Annotated in this window: 21 protein-coding genes; 9 read left to right on the top strand and 12 right to left on the bottom strand. The window is 42.8% G+C overall.

Features of this window, described 5'->3' with window-relative positions; genetic code table 11:
• Positions 1-68 precede the first annotated feature (68 nt).
• Positions 69-1,439: an aldehyde dehydrogenase gene (locus tag SD449_RS02380; RefSeq protein WP_318308477.1), complete on the bottom strand. Its 1,371-nt coding sequence runs from the start codon at positions 1,437-1,439 to the stop codon at positions 69-71.
• Between the two features lie 106 nt (positions 1,440-1,545).
• Positions 1,546-2,337, bottom strand: a complete 792-nt coding sequence (locus SD449_RS02375; RefSeq protein ID WP_318308476.1) for a hypothetical protein — start codon at positions 2,335-2,337, stop codon at positions 1,546-1,548.
• Positions 2,338-2,485: 148 nt separating this feature from the next.
• Here SD449_RS02375 and SD449_RS02370 point away from each other — a divergent pair, with 148 nt between their 5' ends.
• A complete protein-coding gene (locus tag SD449_RS02370) occupies positions 2,486-2,959 on the top strand; it encodes a DUF5004 domain-containing protein (protein ID WP_318308474.1) in 474 nt (157 codons plus the stop codon).
• A 9-nt stretch (positions 2,960-2,968) separates the two neighbouring features.
• Here the strand turns inward: SD449_RS02370 and SD449_RS02365 are convergent, their stop codons facing one another.
• Positions 2,969-4,555: a trehalase family glycosidase gene (locus tag SD449_RS02365; protein ID WP_318308473.1), complete on the bottom strand. Its 1,587-nt coding sequence runs from the start codon at positions 4,553-4,555 to the stop codon at positions 2,969-2,971.
• Between the two features lie 86 nt (positions 4,556-4,641).
• On the opposite strand from SD449_RS02365, the gene SD449_RS02360 reads away from it, so the two are divergent.
• Positions 4,642-5,277: a GntR family transcriptional regulator gene (locus SD449_RS02360; RefSeq protein ID WP_318308471.1), complete on the top strand. Its 636-nt coding sequence runs from the start codon at positions 4,642-4,644 to the stop codon at positions 5,275-5,277.
• A gap of 58 nt (positions 5,278-5,335) precedes the next feature.
• Positions 5,336-5,482: a hypothetical protein gene (locus SD449_RS02355; protein WP_318308469.1), complete on the top strand. Its 147-nt coding sequence runs from the start codon at positions 5,336-5,338 to the stop codon at positions 5,480-5,482.
• Between the two features lie 8 nt (positions 5,483-5,490).
• Here SD449_RS02355 and mobA read toward each other — a convergent pair whose 3' ends face one another.
• Positions 5,491-6,108 (bottom strand): molybdenum cofactor guanylyltransferase, encoded by a 618-nt coding sequence (mobA, locus tag SD449_RS02350; RefSeq protein ID WP_318308467.1) that lies wholly within the window; start codon positions 6,106-6,108, stop codon positions 5,491-5,493.
• 13 nt (positions 6,109-6,121) lie between these two features.
• Positions 6,122-6,376 carry a MoaD/ThiS family protein gene (locus SD449_RS02345; RefSeq protein WP_318308465.1) on the bottom strand — a complete coding sequence of 85 codons (255 nt, stop codon included), beginning with the start codon at positions 6,374-6,376 and terminating at the stop codon, positions 6,122-6,124.
• Positions 6,377-6,588: 212 nt separating this feature from the next.
• On the opposite strand from SD449_RS02345, the gene SD449_RS02340 reads away from it, so the two are divergent.
• Positions 6,589-7,677 carry a vWA domain-containing protein gene (locus SD449_RS02340; RefSeq protein ID WP_404828011.1) on the top strand — a complete coding sequence of 363 codons (1,089 nt, stop codon included), beginning with the start codon at positions 6,589-6,591 and terminating at the stop codon, positions 7,675-7,677.
• Between the two features lie 73 nt (positions 7,678-7,750).
• The gene (locus SD449_RS02335) at positions 7,751-8,698 is read left to right on the top strand and encodes a 3-keto-disaccharide hydrolase (protein WP_318308461.1); all 948 of its coding nucleotides are present in this window, start codon (positions 7,751-7,753) and stop codon (positions 8,696-8,698) included.
• Between the two features lie 50 nt (positions 8,699-8,748).
• Here the strand turns inward: SD449_RS02335 and SD449_RS02330 are convergent, their stop codons facing one another.
• The 6 genes from SD449_RS02330 to SD449_RS02305 form a co-directional block, all read right to left on the bottom strand.
• Complete coding sequence (locus tag SD449_RS02330; protein ID WP_318308459.1) at positions 8,749-9,348, bottom strand: 3-keto-disaccharide hydrolase; 600 nt, start codon at positions 9,346-9,348, stop codon at positions 8,749-8,751.
• Between the two features lie 40 nt (positions 9,349-9,388).
• Complete coding sequence (locus tag SD449_RS02325; RefSeq protein WP_318308458.1) at positions 9,389-10,834, bottom strand: M14 family zinc carboxypeptidase; 1,446 nt, start codon at positions 10,832-10,834, stop codon at positions 9,389-9,391.
• On the bottom strand, positions 10,831-11,496 hold the full coding sequence (locus SD449_RS02320) for a peptidoglycan recognition protein family protein (protein WP_318308456.1): 666 nt from the start codon (positions 11,494-11,496) through the stop codon (positions 10,831-10,833). The genes SD449_RS02325 and SD449_RS02320 overlap by 4 nt, the downstream gene beginning before the upstream one ends.
• Positions 11,483-11,920, bottom strand: a complete 438-nt coding sequence (locus SD449_RS02315) for a 3D domain-containing protein (protein WP_318308455.1) — start codon at positions 11,918-11,920, stop codon at positions 11,483-11,485. The genes SD449_RS02320 and SD449_RS02315 overlap by 14 nt, the downstream gene beginning before the upstream one ends.
• Complete coding sequence (locus tag SD449_RS02310; RefSeq protein WP_318308454.1) at positions 11,917-13,320, bottom strand: FG-GAP repeat domain-containing protein; 1,404 nt, start codon at positions 13,318-13,320, stop codon at positions 11,917-11,919. The genes SD449_RS02315 and SD449_RS02310 overlap by 4 nt, the downstream gene beginning before the upstream one ends.
• Before the next feature lie 115 nt (positions 13,321-13,435).
• The gene (locus tag SD449_RS02305) at positions 13,436-14,308 is read right to left on the bottom strand and encodes a pirin family protein (RefSeq protein ID WP_318308453.1); all 873 of its coding nucleotides are present in this window, start codon (positions 14,306-14,308) and stop codon (positions 13,436-13,438) included.
• A gap of 52 nt (positions 14,309-14,360) precedes the next feature.
• Between SD449_RS02305 and SD449_RS02300 the strand changes: the two genes are divergently transcribed.
• Positions 14,361-15,695, top strand: coding sequence for a serine hydrolase domain-containing protein (locus tag SD449_RS02300; RefSeq protein ID WP_318308452.1), 1,335 nt, complete (start codon positions 14,361-14,363; stop codon positions 15,693-15,695).
• 903 nt (positions 15,696-16,598) lie between these two features.
• On the opposite strand, the gene SD449_RS02295 is transcribed toward SD449_RS02300, so the two are convergent.
• Positions 16,599-17,441 carry a 1,4-dihydroxy-2-naphthoyl-CoA synthase gene (locus SD449_RS02295; RefSeq protein ID WP_318308451.1) on the bottom strand — a complete coding sequence of 281 codons (843 nt, stop codon included), beginning with the start codon at positions 17,439-17,441 and terminating at the stop codon, positions 16,599-16,601.
• Positions 17,442-17,713: 272 nt separating this feature from the next.
• Between SD449_RS02295 and SD449_RS02290 the strand changes: the two genes are divergently transcribed.
• The 3 genes from SD449_RS02290 to SD449_RS02280 all read left to right on the top strand — a co-directional run bounded on the left by SD449_RS02290 (position 17,714) and on the right by SD449_RS02280 (position 21,047).
• On the top strand, positions 17,714-18,070 hold the full coding sequence (locus SD449_RS02290) for a hypothetical protein (RefSeq protein WP_318308449.1): 357 nt from the start codon (positions 17,714-17,716) through the stop codon (positions 18,068-18,070).
• 346 nt (positions 18,071-18,416) lie between these two features.
• Positions 18,417-19,001: a porin family protein gene (locus tag SD449_RS02285; protein ID WP_318308448.1), complete on the top strand. Its 585-nt coding sequence runs from the start codon at positions 18,417-18,419 to the stop codon at positions 18,999-19,001.
• A gap of 273 nt (positions 19,002-19,274) precedes the next feature.
• Positions 19,275-21,047 (top strand): serine hydrolase, encoded by a 1,773-nt coding sequence (locus SD449_RS02280; RefSeq protein ID WP_318308446.1) that lies wholly within the window; start codon positions 19,275-19,277, stop codon positions 21,045-21,047.

The following is a 21,047-nucleotide window of genomic DNA, read 5'->3' as shown; positions in this document are numbered from 1 at the left end:
CGTTTGTTTGGCAAAAAAATATCAATTTGTCAAAAATCAACGTCCACAATTAATGGTTTGTCATCCCTTTAAAACAAATGTTTGATTTTTTTGACCAAATCCATGGAAATCGAATAGGGTGCGTAACGCAGGGGCACATCCACCCAAGTGCCTCTTTTGGCAACGGATTTATGGTGGGAGAACAGCTCAAACGTATGTTTGCCATGGTAGCCCCCTATTCCCGATGCCCCAACACCGCCAAAGGGCAAATTCTTATTGCTGATGTGCACCACTGTATCGTTAATGGCGCCCCCACCAAAGGAATACTGCCGCATCAAATGTTTTTGAAACTTTTTATTTTCCGAAAACACATAAAACGCCAACGATTTTGGGTACTTGGAAATATAGGTGTCCAGCTCGCTTTCTTCCGTATAACTGATAATGGGCAAGATGGGGCCGAATATCTCCCCTTCCATAATGGTACTGTCCAGTTGGGGCTCATCCACTAAAGTAGGCGCTATATATCGGTCTTTATCGGCAAAAGTTCCCCCAAACAGTACGGACTGCCCTTCAAGCATCGCTTTAAGTTCCTCGTAGTGTTTGCTGGTGGCAATACGGGCAAAATCGTTGGAAGTTTCCATGTTTTCCCCATAAAAATCCGTGATGTGCTGTTTTAGGTGCTTTACGAGCCCATCTTTCACGCTTTTGTGCACCAAAATATAATCGGGAGCAATACAGGTCTGCCCCGCATTGATGAATTTTCCCCACACAATACGCTTCGCGGCCAATTTTATGGAAGCTGTTTCGTCCACAATGCATGGGTTTTTTCCGCTCAGTTCCAAGGTCACGGGAGTCAGGTGTTCCGCGGCACTTTTATAGACGATCTTGCCCACTTTGGTGCTGCCCGTAAAAAAGATGTATTCCCATTTTTCGGCCAGTAATTGTTGGGAGACCTCTACTCCACCCTCCACTACGGTCACATATTCGGGCGGAAACACTTTACGGATAATCTGAGAGATGATTTTGGAAGTGTTCGTACTGAACTCGGACGGTTTTAATATGGCGGTGTTCCCGGCGGCCAACGCACCGATCAAGGGCGAGATGGCCAGCATAAACGGATAGTTCCAAGGCGAAACAATGAGCACCTTTCCATAAGGTTCGGGCTGGATCCATTCTTTGGACGGAAAATTGGACCAAGAGGCCGAAACCTGCTCGGGTTCGCTCCAGGATTCCACGTTTTTAATGGCATGCTTTAGTTCCGAAAGTGCAAATTGGGTCTCGGTGGCCAGACTCTCGAACTTGGGTTTTTTAAAATCGGCATAGAGTGCATCACAAATCGCATCTTCCTGATCTATGATCTCTTGTTGCAGTTTTTTGAGATACTGTTTTCTAAAGCTGACATCCTTGGTTTTCTGTGTGGCAAAAAAGTCATTCTGAGCAGCTACCAATTGCTTCACCATAAACTGATTGTTTCTTTAAATATAGGCAAACTTGGGAACAGCATCTTCCATAAAACAAAAAAGCACCGGAAACGACCGGTGCCTTAAACGTATGATTATAAAAAAATTAGAGAGCAATCTCTTCCGTAGCACCGTTCGGATAAATTAGGGTCGCCTTGTTATCGCAATCCCCATTTCCGAAATCCACCGTGATGGCCAATCCATTTTTGGATACCACCATGGTTCCCGTGGTCAAATATTCACAAGAAGCGTTCCCTTGAAGGTCTTCCAAGGTTTCAATGGCATAGGTGTTTTCGTTTGCAACAATGGTCCAGCTACCGGATAGACTAAAAACGGTGCTTTCCAAGCTATCACCAAAGGTGATACCGAAGGTCTTGGTCCCATTTTCAGAAATTATGGAGCCATCTTCCATGGTTACCGACATATCGCTTACCACAGAAAACAAGATAGCGGTCGCTTCACTATTTGCAGAAATTTCAAAACTTCTGGTTCCGCTTATTTTGATGTTTCCAACGTAAAAGTCCTGATATGTGGCGGTAAACGAGGAAGTCTCTGTACCCACTGCGTAGGTTACTGTTACTGATCCGTTTACATTATCGGTTCCATTGAGCACACAATTGTTGAAGGTGGCCACAAAACCGGTTTCGGTGTATTCGGCAACATAACAGTCCCCTTCTTTGGCCGTATAGGATTTGGCCGCTGTGTTTCCCGCAAATATTTCGGCCAAGGCCGTATCTGCCGCACCGGCAATATCATCCGTGGTCAGAATGGTCTTCAATTCAGCCTGGGAGAGCGTTCCATCTTCACCGGACATGCCATCCTTGCTACAGGATTGGAAGCCGATAAAGACAATACTGGCGAATGTAAATGACAAAATTCTAAAGCTAAGTTTCTTCATTTTACTTGGTTATGTATTTGTAACAGAAAAAACGTAACCACTCTTTTTTTAGTGTACAAACGGAATGTAAATCGACGAAATACATGTAGGATTGGAATATTTATTCTTGAATTTATCTTATTTTCATCCTGAAATAAATCATAATGCTATGAAAAACATCAAGTTGTTTCTTATGTCAATTGGGGTTCTTTCCACCGTTTTATCCTGTAGTGATGATGATGGAAACGACAATGGCGGATTCTCCGTGGAAGCACTGGTAGGCACTTGGGATTTGGTGGAAGTCAAATTAAGCTCGGCCGTAGATCTTGATGGTGATGGTCAGTCTTCCGACAATCTTCTGGACGAGGAGGACTGTATTTCCGGAACAATTATTTTTAATGCGGATACCACCTATAAATACGAACAATCCAGTTTCACTATTTCTTTCATCACCAATGATCAATATTATGTGGCCTGTTCCGGTACCAACCTGGCCACGGGTGCTTGGGGGAGCGATGGTAATGAGGTTGCCTTTCAGGGTAGCAGTACCTTGGGCGTCTTACAGTTGAGCAACAACACCATCATAAAAAATGTAGGTGACGATTTGCCCGGGGTGCTTTCCTATGTCTATTTGAAACGGTAATCCTATGGATTAGTTAGGGCGTTCCAAATCCTCCATGATTTTTTTTAGGGCAACGGCTACACCGTTGGTCCATCCAAATCCATCTTGGGTAGGGTACTCGCCACCGCCGGAAAGCAACGACAGATCTTCCACGTTGTATTTTTCCATCATTTTGCCCGTATCGGCATATACCTTTTCGTTCAGGCTCAACCATCTTGTAATGATTTCTTTTGCCTCTTCTACATAACCGTAGTTCAAAAGCCCGTTAACGGCCAGCCAATGCATCGGGGCCCAACCATTTGGGGCATCCCATTGCTGTCCGCTCTGGTTCAAGGTCGTTACAAGGCCACCCTCCTTTAAAAAAGTATGCATAAGCACATCTTTTATCTTTTGGGCTTGATCGGATGTCGGGATTTCAAAAAACAAAGGGGTCACCCCTGCCATGGTCAGATGTGGGGTCATGGAACCCTTCACAAAATTGTAATCGTGGTAAAACCCTGTGGTCTCGTTCCAAAAATAATCCTGGATCAGTTTTTTTCTGGTTTCCGCCAGTTCCGCATATTGATTTTGTTGCTGTGTATCCCCTTGCACGGTATAAGCTTTTGAAAGCGTTTTCTCCATAAAATAGAGCAAGCTGTTTAAGTCCACCGGTAAAATAGAGGTAGTTTCTGTTGATGCAAGGCCCCCCTCCTCTCCGTACCATCTGGAGCTGAAGTCCCACCCGGATGCTGCCGTGGAACGCAAATCCTTGTACAATTGCTGTTTTAGGGAATCTGATTCCAAGTCCTGTGCCAGTAGGAAGTCTTCCTTGTAGGATTCGGGTCGTGGCGTATTGCCGGAGTCCCAATAGCGGTTCAGTGTGTTGCCATCGTCCAAGTTTACCACACATTTTACAGGGTTTAGGGTCTTCGCTTTTTGGACTCCATCCATCCAATAATCGTATTCGGCCTGCATCTGTGGCAGGTACTTTATGAGCAGCGTATCGTTTCCTTGGGCCAGTGCATCCACCATCAATGCAAAATAAGGCGGTTGGGAACGTGTATTGTAATAATCCCGGGTGCCATTGGGAATAAATCCAAGGGAATCGATCAAAAAAGCAAAATTGTCCACCACGCCCTGTGCAATTTCTTCCTCATTGTCCACCAGTAAACCTTCCAACGTAAAATAGCTGTCCCAGTAGTAGATCTCTTGAAATCTGCCCCCGGGAACAATATAATTGTATGGAAGTGCTATCCGGGAAGAATTAGAGACGGCACTGTCCGGATTTCTTTCCAAAATCTCCCACATGTGCGAGATGTGCGCATACATATTTTGGGTAGTGTCCAACTTAAACCGAAGTCCTTCCATGGATTTATCGGTGAAATTATCCAGCACAAAATCCGCAAGCTTAAAATTTGGATTATTCCTGCTATCAAGGTATTCTTTCTCCAAAAGCGCAATGTCCTTTTTGGGTTCCAAGTCCACAAAAGTTTTGGAGTCTCCAAAAACCGATGCCAACTGCACTTCTTTGAACAATTCAGTTTCATAAATACTGATCGGTTCTGTCCTAGCTGTTTCAGATTGTTTGCAACCTACCAAGAACAATACGAGAAGCGTACCCAATAACCACTTTTTCATTTCCTACGGATTTAAGAAGACCTAAATATATAATATTAAGTGCAATGGATTGTTATTGAACCGTATAGGATTGTTATTTTAGTAACATGGCCAGACACGTTTTACGGGAGAAAATCAAGGATTATTTATTGTTGCAAATTCAGAAGGGCGAGCTGGAAGTTGGAAAGACCATCAACTTGGCAGAGGTCTCCCGCAACACGGGAATCAGCGTCACACCCATTCGCGAAGCACTTAGTCAGTTGGAATATGTACAGGTATTAAAGGCGGTGCCCAATCGAGGTTTTGTGGTAGAGAAACTTTCTAAATTGGAGTTGAAGAACATTATAGAAGTGGTGGCCCAGTTGGAGGTGATGGCACTCGAAAACTCGAAATTTCATCCGAAAGCAATGGAAGTTCTGGATTCCTTGCAGACCCATATGGAAGATTGCGAGACCATAGCTGATGGACTTGCGGTTCGTTTTAGTTTCCATAACCATTTGGTGCAGCACTCTCCCAACAAGGTTTTGCTCAAAATCCTGAAAGACCTTAAGCTCAGGCTCCATTTTTATGAATATGATTTTATTCGGGATTTTATGTTTTTTAAAAAGCTCAGCTCCCAAACACGTTCTGTTGTCGATGCCATACAGGAGGACAATACCCCTACCGCTGCTTTGATATTGCGGATGCACTGGATGTCCATTTTGGAACATATTGAAGCACAAATCCCTATTAAAAGGCACTGAAACACTGTAAATCAAAATAAAAAAGGCATACTTTCGTTTTTAGCAAAAACACTTTTCCATGCAGTTCTTAAACAAGGAAATAGAATCGCGTACCAAACGAAAGAAATCCAGATCACTGATCAAAAAACAGATTTCTTGTGGTATTTTCCAGGATTTGGAAATACTTGATGTGGACAATCAAAAAAAGCCTTCCTCCAAAAATTGATCAGTCCCCTACTCCATCAATTTGTTCTTTACAAACGTATAATCCGTTTCCGAATTCGCATTGAACAGGGCTAGGTCGTTTTCTGCGTTCACCAATTGTATATCTGCCTCCATCAAAAACTTTATAGGGCTTCTCCCATTTGTATTTTGGGTGTATGCCAACGCCTTTTTCAGACCTTGGAGCTCCCAAATACAGGCCAATGGCTCCGGTTTGCCGGTTTCTGGGCTTGCAAAAGCGGTAGCATCCTTACCGAGGCACCTGTTCCGTATCAATTGCTCCAAAACATCCTGGGTCATAAAAGGCAAATCACAGGCCAAAACAAGCCAAGCCACATCGTCATAGGCATCAAAAGCACTTAATATGCCGTTGAAAGGTCCCTTATGGACATCTTGGTCCAAAATGGTCTTAAATCCGTCGGGCACATGGGCCAATTGCTCCTTTTGAATGCTCAGGAAAACATTGTCGCATACCTTGCCCAAAAGATGATATAGATGCTCCCGCTGCGGTATTCCGTGGTATTCCAAGAGTCCCTTGTCCTCCCCCATCCGGGTACTGGAGCCACCGGACAACACCAGCCCAAATAATCTGGATGCATTCCTTGCTGATGTCTTAGGTTCCGGCTTCATAAATTGGGTTTAGCTATCGCACGCTCGGCGGCGGAATCAGGGCAATCTCGTCATAAGAATTTATCTTATCGTGGTCCGAAGCATAGTTCTGGTTTACCGCCACGGTAACTTGGGATATGGTTTTGAGTTCGGGGTATGTATTTTCCAGAAATTCCTTGAGTTCCCCTACGGTATTTGGAATTTTTCTCCCTCTCAAGCTTGCTGTTGGAACCGATAATGTTGGGGTCCCTATAAGATCTTTGGTAGCTCCGAACAAAAGTATAGTCATAATATCAACCTATTAGCGTTATTGTTTGTTTGAATTTTGGTTAGTATAGGTCGGTATGTTTTCGGTGTGGTGAAAATATTAAAAATTGCCCGGAACCATTATATTTTAACAACTATGGATTTCTTTTAACTTTTCTTTTGGTTTAATTCTTACAATTGGAGATAATTTTCGGCCAAATTCAGCGTTGTGCAAAGCAGAACCTTAACTTTGATATGAAAATGAAACACCTATTTCGATTTACATTCCTGATATTTTTTGGCCTTATTTTATTTTCTTGCGGAAATGCAGATGATGATGTCAGTTTTGACATAAACGACAGGGAACTGGGTCTCGGTGAAGAGCCGGATGACTGTCTAGGTTTTGGTGAAAATGAACTGCTATTGTCCATACAGGATGAATTTACCACCTTGCCGGGCAAGGTTTCCATATTGTTCAGGGTTTCCGACCTTATGGGCAATCCTATTTCAGGCTTGACCGCTAATCAATTTTCCATTTATGAGCAAGGCAGAAACGATGACTGTTTCAATTCCATATCCTCCTCCGAATCCTTTGCGAGGATTTCGCCCAACTCCCAAGTGTTCAACAATAACACACTTTTGGTACTGGATTTGAGCAATAGTGTGCTCGAAAGCAGTTTGGACCAGTTGAAAGCGGCCACAACAAGTTTTATCGATAATGTGATGCCTTCGCCGAGTTCTGATTCTTTTAAAATGGCCATTTATTGGTTCGATGGAGAGGATGAACTTCATTTATTGAATCCCTTAACGTCGTCTTCTGCAGAGTTGACGGCCTCTGTGGATGGCATTACCAACGATATCAGCAATGACCCTTCCACCGATTTGTACGGGGCGGTTATTAAGTCTACCAACATTGCCGAGAATTTGCTGGCTGAAAATTCGGAAGTTATCAATGCGGCATCCGTGGTATTGTTCACAGATGGTACCGACCAAGCTTCCCGTTACAGAGAATCCGATGCATTGAAAGCCGTAGAAGAAGCTGACAGAAACATTTCCTTTTTCACCATAGGACTTGGTGCTGAAATAGATACCGAAGTTTTAGAGCAAATTGGTAAAACTGCCAGTGTATTTGCCAGTAATTCAGAAGAATTGGAAAATACCTTTAACGATATCTCCGAACGTGTAGAGGAGCAAGCAGGAAGCTACTACCTTTTTGAATATTGTACCCCGAAACGTGATGGCAGTGGTGAAAGCAACTTAGTGATTCAGCTAACGCATAACGGGCTTGAAGGAGCTGTTCAGACCAAGTTCAACGCCAAAGGCTTTACAGGAGGTTGCGAGTAGATTACCATAGCTTATCGATTAGTTAATTTTTGGATTATACGTATCTTGTTGGGCGATAAAACCAAACAAGCTTATGACACTTCGAAGAAAAGTAATTTACACGTTTATTTGCACCCTATTTTTAGGTTTTGCCAACCATCTCCAGGCCCAGCATACCAGTCCATTGGAGGGCAGATGGGATTTGGAAATGGATTTTATGGGGAAGACCTCCCCTTCCTGGTTGGAAATTAGACATTCTGGAACCGCAACACTATTGGGGCGTTTTGTTTTCGCTTTTGGTAGTGCGCGACCCATTGCAGAAGTGGAAACTTTTGGTGAAAACAAATTTACCTTTAGTATTCCCAACCAATGGGAGCCTAAGGGGAGTGACATGATTTTCCACGGTGAATTGGATGGTGACCAGTTAAAGGGGACTATGATCTATACGGATGGTTCCATCATTCACTGGACAGGAACAAAAGCTCCTGAACTGACTTATACCGAAAACCCGAAATGGGGAAAAAACATTGATGTGTTCAATGGGAAAGACCTTAGCGGCTGGCATGTGGACGGAGAAAAGAACCAATGGGTGGTAAAGGATGGTATTTTGACCAGCCCAGAATCTGGATCTAACCTGATTACAGATGAAAAATTCCAAGATTTTAAACTGCACGTTGAATTCCGCTACCCTGAAGGAAGCAATAGCGGTATCTATCTTCGTGGACGTTACGAAGTACAAATTGTGGACAGCGAAGGCTACGAGCCATCCGACATCTATTTAGGCGGAGTTTACGGTTTTCTGGAACCAAATGAAAATGCTTCCAAGCCAGCTGGTGAATGGCAAACGTACGATATCACTTTGATAGGACGAAGGGTAACGGTAACGCTAAATGGCAAAACGGTTATTTGTGATACCACAATCCCAGGGATAACGGGGGGTGCGTTGGACAGTAAAGAAGGGGAACCGGGTCCATTCATGATTCAAGGAGACCACGGCCCAATTGAATACAGAAGCTTTCAAGTGACCCCTTTAAAAAATTGAGGGTCAGGATAAAAAAAAGCCCGATTTCTTCAATCGGGCTTTTTTTGTGCTTAATCCAAGGGGATAAGTTCAATATTTCGCCATTTTACACGGATTCCACCACCATCATGGATTTGTAATGCGATGGCGCCTTCGCCCTCTCCTATTTTTTCATCTTCCAAGTGTACCATTTCCACCCCATTGAGCCATGAAGTCACTTCAGGACCTTCCACACGGATTTTCATGGTGTTCCACTCCCCCATTTTCAGGGCTTTATCCTTTTCAGGGTCCGGCTTTATCAACCAACCACGTCCGTAAGATTCATAAATACCGCCGGTATCCTTTCCGGGAGGAGCTACTTCCACTTGCCATCCGCTAACCTTTGTGCCTTCAAAAGTGGAACGGATAAACACGCCACTATTGCCATCGGCCTCTTGTTTAAATTCGAGTGTCAATTCAAAATCTTTATAAAATTTATCGGTGGATAAGTACCCATACTCGGCTTTTGGTCCACTTTCACAAATGAGCTCGCCATCTTCCACAAACCACTTTTCTTCTCCGTGGTTGACCCAACCATCCAAATTTTCTCCATTAAAGAGTGAGATGGATTCTTGTGCGAATGTCAATTGAATAGCCAACAGGCATAGTACTGTTAAAATTTGTTTTTTCATTGTTTATGTGCTAAAGGGGTTATTAATTTAAGGAGGTTAATTATTTATTGATCAATCCATTACCGGTATTCTGTTGATTCAGCGGCTTGGAAAGGTCGATTAGGAACCCGTTGACCACGGCATGGGTCAATTTTCCATCTTTTTCCAAAAAGAACGTTGGATTCATTCCTGGTTGCAGGCTAAAAGGTTTCAAATTGAAGGTGTTGTCTACCAATATCAACGGTGGGTGAATAAATGCGCTTTTATCCGGTTTTTCGGTCTTAACATAAGCCACACCATCCCTCAATAAATCCATGGCATTTTCAATGCGGTCCACTTTGGTCACTTTTGGTGGAACTATTTTGTATCCTTCGGCATCAAAAGTTTTGTAAGCATAATAGGTGGATAAATCACCCTGATCCGCAATCGAACTTTGGTAATAAAAATCGTTATGGTTTTTTAAATCAATTTCGTGATTAAAGATTCCCAGGTCCAGAATATAATCATCGCCCAAAAGCTCGTATGTGACGTTCTCGATTTTCAAATCGAACAGCATACGATCGTTTCTTGGAATTTTTTCATAATCTTCCACAGGAATATTCTGGTAAGATTCATTCGCAATGGTATACAGAGCGGAAAGAATGGAAACATAGTTCAGCTTGCGGATTTCCTGTTTTTCTCTGTCACCAGGATACCCTCCGGATTCTATCAAAATTAAGCTGGTGCCCCACTTGGCGATATTATCACCAAAAGCTCTTGGTTCAAAATCATCGCTGTAACGACCTACCTGACCGGGAGCGTAGTTTTGTATGATTTTATCCATGTACACGATTACCTTCATGGCGTTGGCACGCACCTCGTTGATGTCCTTTTCATAATTGTAGGCAGTTGCCAAGTAGGAAATGGTAGCAGGTTTTTCGGTACGTTCGGCATTGTAGTACCTACTTTGATCATGAAGGTTAAAACCAAAATCTGCATCCAGACTGTCTCGCAGTCGTTTCAAAGTTTGTCCCTCTGGTGACTGCAAACGAAGGGCATCCCGGTTAATATCGATTCCCAGGGCATTCCTCCGTGTGAAAACTTCTGCCCCATCAGGGTTCAACATGGGCAAAAAGTGCAATTTTAGCTTGGAAAGTATGGCCTCCTTTTCTTCTTTGAAATCCGGGGCATCCAAAAAATTGAGAATGTCAAAAATTGCCTGTGTTGCCGTAGGTTCATCCCCGTGCATTTGGGACCATAAAAAAATATTGCTGTCCCCGGAACCAATGCTGATCAAATGCAAATCCCTGCCTTGGATGGACTTCCCTACTTTTTGTACCTCAAATTTAGGATTGGCTTTGAACTTTTCTATCAAGGGTTGAATGTCGGCATGTTTTATTCTACGCTTGCCTATACTGGTCTCCTTATAGTCATCATAAGTTTCGTATAGTTTAGAAGTAAGTTCGTCCTGTGCTTGCACATTGAACGCCAGCAAGACGATGGCCAAAGAAATAAGTTTTTTTATCATTGATTTTGAGTTGGAACGGGTTTAAAGTTAAATTTTTTTGTGGCTTTTCTCACTTTTTCCACAAAATCCATTCCTGGGTCTGTTTTTTCGGTCCGATATCCATCGTCAACTTCCAACCATAGCGGGTGGTCCTCGAACAAGGTATATTCCTGATGTCCGATGACATAATCAATATCGTATTTGGATGCCAAATAGTTCACCAAGAAAATATTGGACCTCAATTGTTGCTTGGTCAAAGGAAGCCCTTCTGTTCCCCCAACGTTTTCAATGCCTATTGCACAATGGTTCAAACCAATGGTGTGGCGCGCCATCGTGGTTTCCGGCATCAATCGGTAAATCGTGCCGTCTTGATCGACCAAGAAGTGGGAAGAAACATTCAGACCACTTACATTCACCAAATCTGGCCGCCAGTTGGGCAATGTGGAACGGTTGAATGCTTCAAACGATTTTTTTAGTGATGGAATCGCGGTCCAGTGCAATACCACCATTTTGGGCGTTATTTCGGGAGAGTCCTGCTCAATCCCGTAGCGTTGCTCCAGATATTCTTTGGTCAATTCAATACGTTGGTCATCAAAGATGATAGGGATGTCCACGATTTCTTTTTTAACGGAACAGCTTCCGAGAAGAATCCCCAGAACAAATAGTAAGCTAGTCTTTTTCATTTTTGTTTTCTATTGAATCTATGGGCACGGCATAACAAATTATCAGTTTTTTACGGCCCCACTCCCTTGCTTTTTGAACATCCTTGCCCATATAAATATCAATTCTGTTGCGCCAGCGCCAATGCATTTTATCCTTTACATAAAAAGTATCCGGAAAGGTATCTATTTTCACCATGGTATTATGGGTCAGCCCCATTTTTATCAAATCTCTTGAAACAGCGATGGATTTCATACCTGGCTTTAATGTATCGCCCCATGCAGCTACGGAGGGATTGATACTGTCCGTTTGCCAAAATACGGAATTATAGGCAGAGGCCGTGACTTCGTGTCCATACCATTTGTACTGCGATGGCGGTTGGGTAGGTTTCTCCTTTCGGGAACACCCAATGATGATCAAAGACGCTATAAAAATCCATTTTTTCAATGCAATAAATTTTCTAGGACCAGAATATCCACGTTGCTATTGCTCCAACGTTCGGACAAAACTTTGGGAACGGGAGTAAAACCTAAGGTAAGGGAACTTAAAACAATATCCTCGTCACCATCATCATCAATATCCGCGGAGTCCATTAAAAACCATCTTGCCATGGAAGGATCCTCCAAAATATTGGTCGTAAACCGATAATTGTCGGAATCTTTGTTTTCGAGATACACGAAGCTGAGTTCGGGAAACTCCAAATAATTGGGAAACGTGCTGATCAATCCAAAATCGATGTCCCCGTCCTGATCAAAATCACGGGCCAATACCCTTGTTGCCCCGTACATCGGATAAAAATAGGATTCGGAATAAGTGCCGTCCCCATTGTTCAGGTAAATGCGCATCCCATGGTAGGGCTTGTGGACATAGGAAATATCCGCATTGTCCCCCTGGACCGTGATGATATCCTCTAGGCCATCCCCATTGTAATCCACAAGCTCGAACCAACTGGACCCAAAAACAGGACTGAACTGCAGCAGTTTTTTTGCTTCAAAGGCTAAATTGTCGTCTTGATAAAAAACCGTAATGCTTTCATTGCTCTGGGTCATAAGAGCCACGATGTCCTTTTTTCCATCATTGTTCATGTCCCTGATCAACGTTCGAATGGCTCCTGGAAGGTCCATCAATACTTTTTTGTCATATGCACCCGGTGCGGTTTCCACCAAAAGTGACAATTTCCCGGAGTCGTTGCCAAACTCACTGACAACGATTTCATTTTTCCCGTTACCGTTTAAATCATCCACAAGGGTATGAACGGGCCTGTGAAAGATATTTTCCAAGGTGAAGGTGTCACCGCCTACTCTATGTATTAGTTTGCCTTCTTCCCTTTCGGAAGGACGAATGATTCCGACTTCCGTTATTATTTCCGTTGAATCCTTCTTGCTGTACCAAGTTATGGGTGATGTGCCCTGATAAATCTGAGATGCCCTTCCTTCGGAAAAATTAAAAATCCCTAAGTTTCCGGAAAGGTCACCGTAGAACAGTTGATTTCCATCGCCCAGAAATTCCAAATATGTGACCATTGCCCCATTTTGCCCATCGACGGAAAATGGCTCGGGTTTAAATAATTTTAAGGTGTCCGCATGGGGCACTTGTATGGTTTCCAGATACTCCGGAGCGTTCGATAGAATATAATTTTCCAGTTTTGCCCAATCCGATAGTGAAATTTTAGGCCTGAAACCGTTTTGAACCAAATTTTCCTCTTGGTACAGACCTTCCACTTCCATGCGCTCCATCATCGCGGGAAGCACGGATTTTTTCCAAACATCTTTAGGAAGCTCATTTATTTTTGGGGACAGGTGACAGCTGGCGCAGTATGTATTGTAGAGTTGTGCGCCTTCTGACACCTTCTTTTCTTTTTTGCAGGCGAGCAAAATAAAAAAAAAGACAAACGAAACTAAGGTAAGGGCTTTTGGTTTGGTCGGCATTGGTTGGCGGTATGGTTGCGGTTTGATGAGCGCTCTATTTTGGCAATGGAATATAACTATTCTCGTTCTCCATCATAGGAAAGGTCTTATCGGCCCATGCTTTTTTGGCTTTTTTCAACTTTTCGTTACTTGAAGAAACAAAATTCCAATAAATATAGCGTTCCTCGGGGAAAGGTTCCCCTCCAAACAGCATTAAATGGGTATTGGCTTTTAGTTTGATGTTACAGGTATCCTCTACCTTGGAAACCAAGATATTTCCTTTTCCCACCGTTTCGCCACAGGCCTCTATGCTGCCATCCACAATACAGATCCCTATTTCGCCCTTGAGCTTCCCATTTACGTTTAGGGTATAAGGTTCATCATTTTTTACCTCTACCATAAATAGGTTGGAATGCACGGGCACTGGAGATGTTTTGCCGTATCCCTCACCGGCAACTAGTCTAAATTGCGTAGTGCCATCACTCCACTGTGGAATATCTTTCGCATCAATATGATGGAATTCGGGGTCCATATCTTCAAGTTCCTTTGGCAAAGCCACCCATATCTGGTAGCCATGGGCCGTGAAGGTGTTGCCATTGCGCATATCCTCCGGGGTTCGTTCGGTGTGGGAAACTCCCTTACCGGCGGTCATCCAGTTTACAGATCCAGGTCGTATTCTTTGGCGGGTTCCCAAACCGTCTTTATGAATAATTTCACCTTCCAGCATAAAGGTCAAGGTGGACAGCCCCATATGTGGATGTTGGTCCACATCCATATACTTTGTAGGCCCCAATTGCGTAGGTCCCATATGGTCAATAAAAATAAAAGGGCCTATCATACGCTTTTTACGAAAAGGAATGAGCCTTCCCACTAAAAAATCCCCTATATCCCTGCTTCGTTCTTCGATGATCAATCCGACGTTGGACATGTTTAATATGTTTATATTTAGATGCAGAAAGTTACAAATACATCCTATAACCATGAAACTACTTAAGCGTCTTTTATTACTACTTATCGTTGTGATCGGAGTGGTCGTCTACCTTAACTATCCCAAATTGAACATTATTTCTGGCTATGCCGCCAAAAATGTGGCTTCCGGAGTGTTTGTAGCACATCGTTCGGCAGCAAGCATGAACCAATACGATAATAGCGCTCCATTGATAGAATTGGCTTCCACTGAGGTCAATGAGAGCGAGGAATCGGCCTCCTCCACCGTGTACGGTCTTATGGAACGAACCGCGGTGTACCGTGATGGTTTGGGGGCAGTTCTGATCAACGATGATTACGACCCTGAAAAGCTTACCATCAGACCCAGAAGAAACCAAGTTGAGGACACTATCCCGTTCCCGTATGGACAAGCGGCTCCCTTGGATACGATCTTGCCCGAGGTGGATATGGACCAAATCAACAAGGCGATGGCCATGGCGTTTGTCAATCCGGAAACCCAAAAGACAAGAACATTCCTCATTCTGTACAAAGGGCATTTGATTGCCGAAAAATATATCGATGGTTTTGACAAGGACACCCCTATTTTGGGCTGGTCCATGACAAAAAGTGTATTGGCCACGTGTTTTGGGATTTTGGAGCATCAGGGAAAATTGGAGATGGATTGGCCGGCACCGATTCCAGAATGGAAAGATGATGAACGGAAGGACATCACCTTGAACCATTTACTCCGCATGCAAAGTGGTTTGGCATGGGACGAAGATTATACCGGTATATCCGATGTGACACGGATGTTGTTCTTGGATAGTGACATGACCCAAGCGCAGCGTGACAAAAAAGCCATCGCAAAACCTACGGAGGTTTGGAATTACTCTTCGGGAACCACCAATCTACTTTCCGGGATATTGCGCCAACAGTTCAGGAGCCATCAGGAATACTTGGATTTCCCGTACTCGTCCTTGATAGACAAGATAGGGATGTATTCTATGGTCTTGGAAGCCGACATTGCGGGCAATTATGTGGGGTCTTCCTACGCATGGGCCAATACCAGGGACTGGGGCCGATTTGGACAACTGTATTTGAACAAGGGAAATTGGAACGGGGAACAACTGTTTGATTCCACTTGGGTAGATTACATTACCACTCCTACGGTTAATTCCGATGGTACCTACGGTGCACATTTTTGGTTGAATGCTGAAGGAAAGTATCCCGATGTGCCCAGAGATATGTTCTCGTGCAATGGTTTTGAAGGCCAACACGTATTTATGATTCCATCCAAAGACCTCGTAATTGTTCGGACCGGTCTGGCCGAAGAACCCTATTTTGATGTGAACGGAGTGTTATCCAACATTGTGAAAGCTGTGCCTTAGAATGGCATGATATACTAAAAAGCTTAAAAAACCACAGTAATGGGATACTTTACAACAATAATTTTATTTACGGGAACACTCGTGGTAGTTTTATCATGTAATAAAAAACGAAAGTAATTTTTTCATTTTCATATAGTGTTCTCGTAAAAGAGTCTTGACCCAAGTGGCAGGACTCTTTTTGATTTGGGGCTATTCGGAACATGTCCTGTCGCATCTTGACTGGGCTCGATATCACAGTTATAAACTCCTTAACCGATTAAAATGCCCTGAGCGCTAGCGAAGGGTAACCAATTCCCCTAGATTCTTCACTCGTTCTCTCCTTTAGAATAACAATAATTACACAATAGAGAGCGAAAGAATGACATGATTACCAAGATGACAACATCTAAGGCCAACTTCACAACAATAATTTCAGCAAAACGGAGAAGCAAGCTACTTTTACTATGTAATAAAAACGAAAGTAATTTTTTCATTTTCATATAGTGTTCTCGTAAAAGAGTCTTGACCCAAGTGGCAGGGCTCTTTTCTATTTAGGGCCACCCTATCCTCATAGTTTGACACGAATTGCCCTAATTGCATCAATAGTAAGTAGCCAGAACCATGCATAAAACAATCATGGACCCTGAGCGTAGCCGAAGGGTGACCAATCCCCTAGATTCTTCAAATCACCCTCTTTCAGAAATACATTAAATCATATAACCAAAATGGTTTATCGAAACTAATTTCATCAATTCCTCTAATTGAATCAAGAATTGTGAGCTATGACAACCAAGAATATTCCTATTGTCGTTTCGAGAGCTCCCGATAGCTATCGGGACGGGAAATCTAGGTTTTCCTATCGCCCTCCTTCTTCAGACTGAAAAAACCTAATTGTAAATTACTTACTGTAAATCACCCATTGTTTTACGGAATCCACTTGTCCTTGCCAAAATCGGGCTTACGCTTTTCCAGAAAAGCATTTCTACCTTCTTTGGCCTCATCGGTCATATAGGCCAAACGAGTCGCCTCGCCCGCAAACACTTGTTGCCCTACCATGCCATCGTCGGTCAGGTTCATGGCGAACTTCAACATTTTTATGGATGTTGGCGACTTGGCCAAGATTTCCTGAGCCCATTGGTAGGCGGTATCCTCCAATTCATCGTGGGGAATCACGGCATTGACCATGCCCATTTCGTACGCTTCTTGCGCGGAATAGTTTCTGCCCAAAAAGAAAATTTCCCGAGCTTTTTTCTGCCCTACCATTTTGGCGAGGTATGCAGAGCCATAGCCACCATCAAAACTGGTAACGTCCGCATCGGTCTGTTTAAAAATGGCGTGTTCCTTACTGGCAAGGGTCATATCGCACACCACATGAAGGCTATGCCCTCCCCCGACGGCCCATCCAGGCACCACGGCAATCACCACTTTGGGCATAAAACGTATCAAACGCTGTACCTCCAAAATATTCAAACGGTGGTAACCATCGTCGCCCACATACCCTTTGTGTCCGCGTGCTTTTTGGTCGCCGCCACTGCAAAAGGCCCACTTACCGTCCTTGGATGATGGCCCTTCGCCAGAAAGCAGCACTACCCCAATCGATGTATCTTCTTGCGCATCATAAAAAGCCTTGTACAGTTCGCTGGTGGTCTTGGGACGGAACGCATTGCGCACATCGGGGCGATTAAAGGCAATACGCGCCACGCCGTTACATTTTTTATAGGTGATATCCTCAAATTCCATGGCAGTCTGCCAGTTGGGTGATTCCATAGTTGTAGTTTTCTTGTACCACAAAATAACGGAAATTCTGGATTATAGTTATTTCTAATAGATCGCTTAGCATGGCCAAAAGGGTTTTGAACGATATAACTGAATAGGCATCAATACTTTAATGTTGATAACACCTAATAACAAGTGTTGCCTGTGAGGTGAAATTCTGCGAACTTCGTTATTGATGAAAAAAAAATAATCTACTAGATGATTTTTTAGCTTTAAAGCTAGCAGACATTCTAAATAGACACTTCACAAGAAATATATTAAAAATGAAAAAAATAACTCTTATAATTTCATTGATAGTCTTCATACATTTTGAAGCGAACGCTCAAACAGAATTTGTACTTGAACCTTCTCAAAGTATGATAATGACAGGAAAGGGACCTGGTCAAGATGGAACAATTAATCCATATTTTGGACAAGATTGTTATGCAATAATAAACAACATAGGAAAACGAGAATTTTCAATAAGAGTGCAACAAGCTGAAAAGATTATTGAAGAAATTTCAATTGATAAAGGTGAATCGAAAAGAGTAAAACTTTTGAAGGATTATCAGTTATACTTGGACCCAAATCCAGAGGGGATAGCAAAAGCAAGCGTAGATTATGAAAAAATAAAGGAGTAAGAACAATGCCTTACCATATATAACCGCAATTACGGGGATTACGGGGATTACGGTGTCCGAACCCATTGTGAATTACTTTCATAGGTTTAAAATCTGAAAATTAGTGTATGCTTAATATGTAACTTACTGATATAAAGCACATATAACTTAAGTCCTCGCCCAAATCCCTTGATTTCTTTCTGGTTAGAATTCAGTACTAAACCTTGGAGCCCCTCATATTCATCTTTAGTAACGATTTGATAGCCATCCCTTTATTTATAGCGTCAAGAATTCTATGGTATGCATCAACTTGCACCACAACAGCACGCTACTTTCGTATTGATTTTAAACACTAAAATTAAATACAATGAAGAAGAATTTATTGATTTTGGGTGTGCTCCTAGCTGGGCTCACCACCTACGGACAGAATACGAACAATGTACAACTGGGTGTGCGGGGCGGTGCCAATTTTGCCACAGTGGCAGGAGACGGTTTCGATAGCCCGGATTCCAGAACATCTTTATATTTGGGACTATTGGCAGAAGCGCCATTGACCGATCATGTATCCTTGCAACCAGAGGTTTTTTATTCAGCACAGGGTTTTGATATTACCGATGAACCGGATTCGCCGGATGCACAGTTTAAGGTAGACTACATCCAAGTGCCCGTGTTGTTCAAATTTTACATTGCGGACGGACTCAACCTACAGGCAGGTCCACAATTTGGATTTAAAGTCAACGAATCACTCGATTTGGCTCCGGGAGACGATTCGGGAAGCTTTGATTCCGACTCCATTAAGACCTTTGATTTGCAAGGGGCAGCTGGTGTGGAATACAAGTTTCCTTCCGGATTCTTTATCCAGGGACGCTATTCCTACGGATTTTCCGAAATGGTAGAGGATGTTGATGTCCATAACTCCGTATTTTCCGCAGGACTTGGATTTATGTTTTAAGTTAACGTAGATACCAGAATGTTACACGAGAACCCTATCCGCATATGCCGGATAGGGTTTTCTTTTGCACCATCCCATTTCCAAAGACCTTTTTCGCTTCAATTTTAGGTAGTATAGAATTATAGTTTTAAGTTCATGACCAGAATGATATTTTTTAAAAGTAATGGCCCAAACAGCACATTTTACAACGGATGACATAAAGGTGACATCTAAATGTCGTGGTGCTGTCGAGCAGCTCTCGATAAATTTGTTCAACAGTTAAAAATCAAAACCATGAACAAAACATCAATCGGAGAACGACTAAAGTATCAAAGACAGGTCAAAGGATATTCGCAGGAAGAGCTCGCCCACAGAACCAATGTAACCGTAAGAACGATACAGCGTATCGAAAAAGAAGAGGTTTCCCCACATTTGAACACCATCAAACTACTGGCCGTAGCCTTGGAAATTGAGGTGGATGACCTAATTCCATTGGAAAATCCAAAGGAAGAAACCGTAAAAAAGAAATGGCTGCTGCTAATGCACGCCACTCCGTTGATCGGAATATTTTTACCGCTGCTCAATGTGCTCATCCCTCTCTTTATTTGGATTCACAAAAGGGAGGACAACCCGATCTATAACAAACACGGTATTAAGGTTATCAATTTTCAGATTACCGTGCTGATTCTTGCCATATTGTCTTTCGTCAGCCTAGTGACCATTGAAAAATGGGGATTTTTTATTTTCATCTCCGTAGTGCCCATTTGTATCGCGATCATCGTTTTCAACATAATCTACGTCGTACAAAAGAATAAGTGCTACTACCCTTTTTCCATCCCATTTTTAAGATTAAAAAAAAACAACATTTATAGTTTGGTACTAGGGTTTCTCGTGTTGCTGGGCAGTTGCTCCGCTCCCAAGCAGGAAACTGTGGAACGATTGGACGGTTCTTTGATCACAAAAGACTCCATAACCAAAAAAATAGACCAGTTGATGACGGATGCTGAAATCTACGGGATGGCCGTGACTATTTTTAATGACAACCAGCCAGTTTATGAAAAGGTTTTTGGATACAAGGATTACCCCAATAAAATTGTGTTGACAGACTCCACAAACGTTTATGGAGCATCCTTTAGCAAAGCTGTGTTTGGCGTTTTGGTAATGAAGTTGGTAGAACAAGGTGTAATCGCTTTGGATACTCCCTTAGAATCCTATTTGCCCAAAAAAATCTATGAGTACGAGCCACAGACCCGTTGGCACGATGATTTTTCCAGTTTGAAAGAAGACTCCCTCTATTCCAAAATCACGGCAAGGATGTGCTTGGACCACACCACGGGTTTCAAAAACTATAGATGGTTCGAAGACGACTACAAGCTCAGGGTGCACTGGGAACCCGGAACCCAGTTTGGGTACAGTGGGGAAGGATTTATCTACCTGCAGGTGGTTTTGGAAAAATTAACTGGAAAGGGATTGGAAGAACTCGCACAAGAAATCATCTTTGAGCCCTTGGGAATGAAAAACTCCGCCTACGAATGGAAAAGCAAATTTAATGAAGACTTCGCCCTTGGGCATGACGAACATGAGGAAGCTCTTAAAAAGGACAAGGACAATGAACCAAGGGGCGGTGGAACCTTGGAGACCACTCCAAAAGATTATACCAAATTTTTAACTGCGGTATTACATCAAAAAATAATAAGCGAAGCATCTTATAACGAGATTTTTAGTCCCCACATCAAAATAAGGAACGAAAAGCAATTTGGTGAAGGTACTAGTATCACAACAAATGCCTATGATGACATCAATTTGGGCTATGGTCTGGGCTGGGGCTATTTTGAGACCCCTTATGGAAAAGCCGTTTTTAAAGAAGGGCACGGAAGTGGGTTTGTTCATCATTCCGTGCTATTTCCGGAAACAGGAAAGGGAATTATGATCATGACCAATTTTGAAAGGGGCAACAGCATCTTTAAAGAATTGTTGGATATAGCCCTAAAAGATGTTTACACACCTTGGAAATGGGAAAATTATATCCCGTATCAACAGTTGGATACTAGGGATAAAAAACAATAA

The organism is Flagellimonas crocea (genome assembly GCF_033441595.1).
Lineage (GTDB): Bacteria > Bacteroidota > Bacteroidia > Flavobacteriales > Flavobacteriaceae > Flagellimonas > Flagellimonas crocea.
This window is presented reverse-complemented; position numbering and strand designations above follow the sequence as displayed.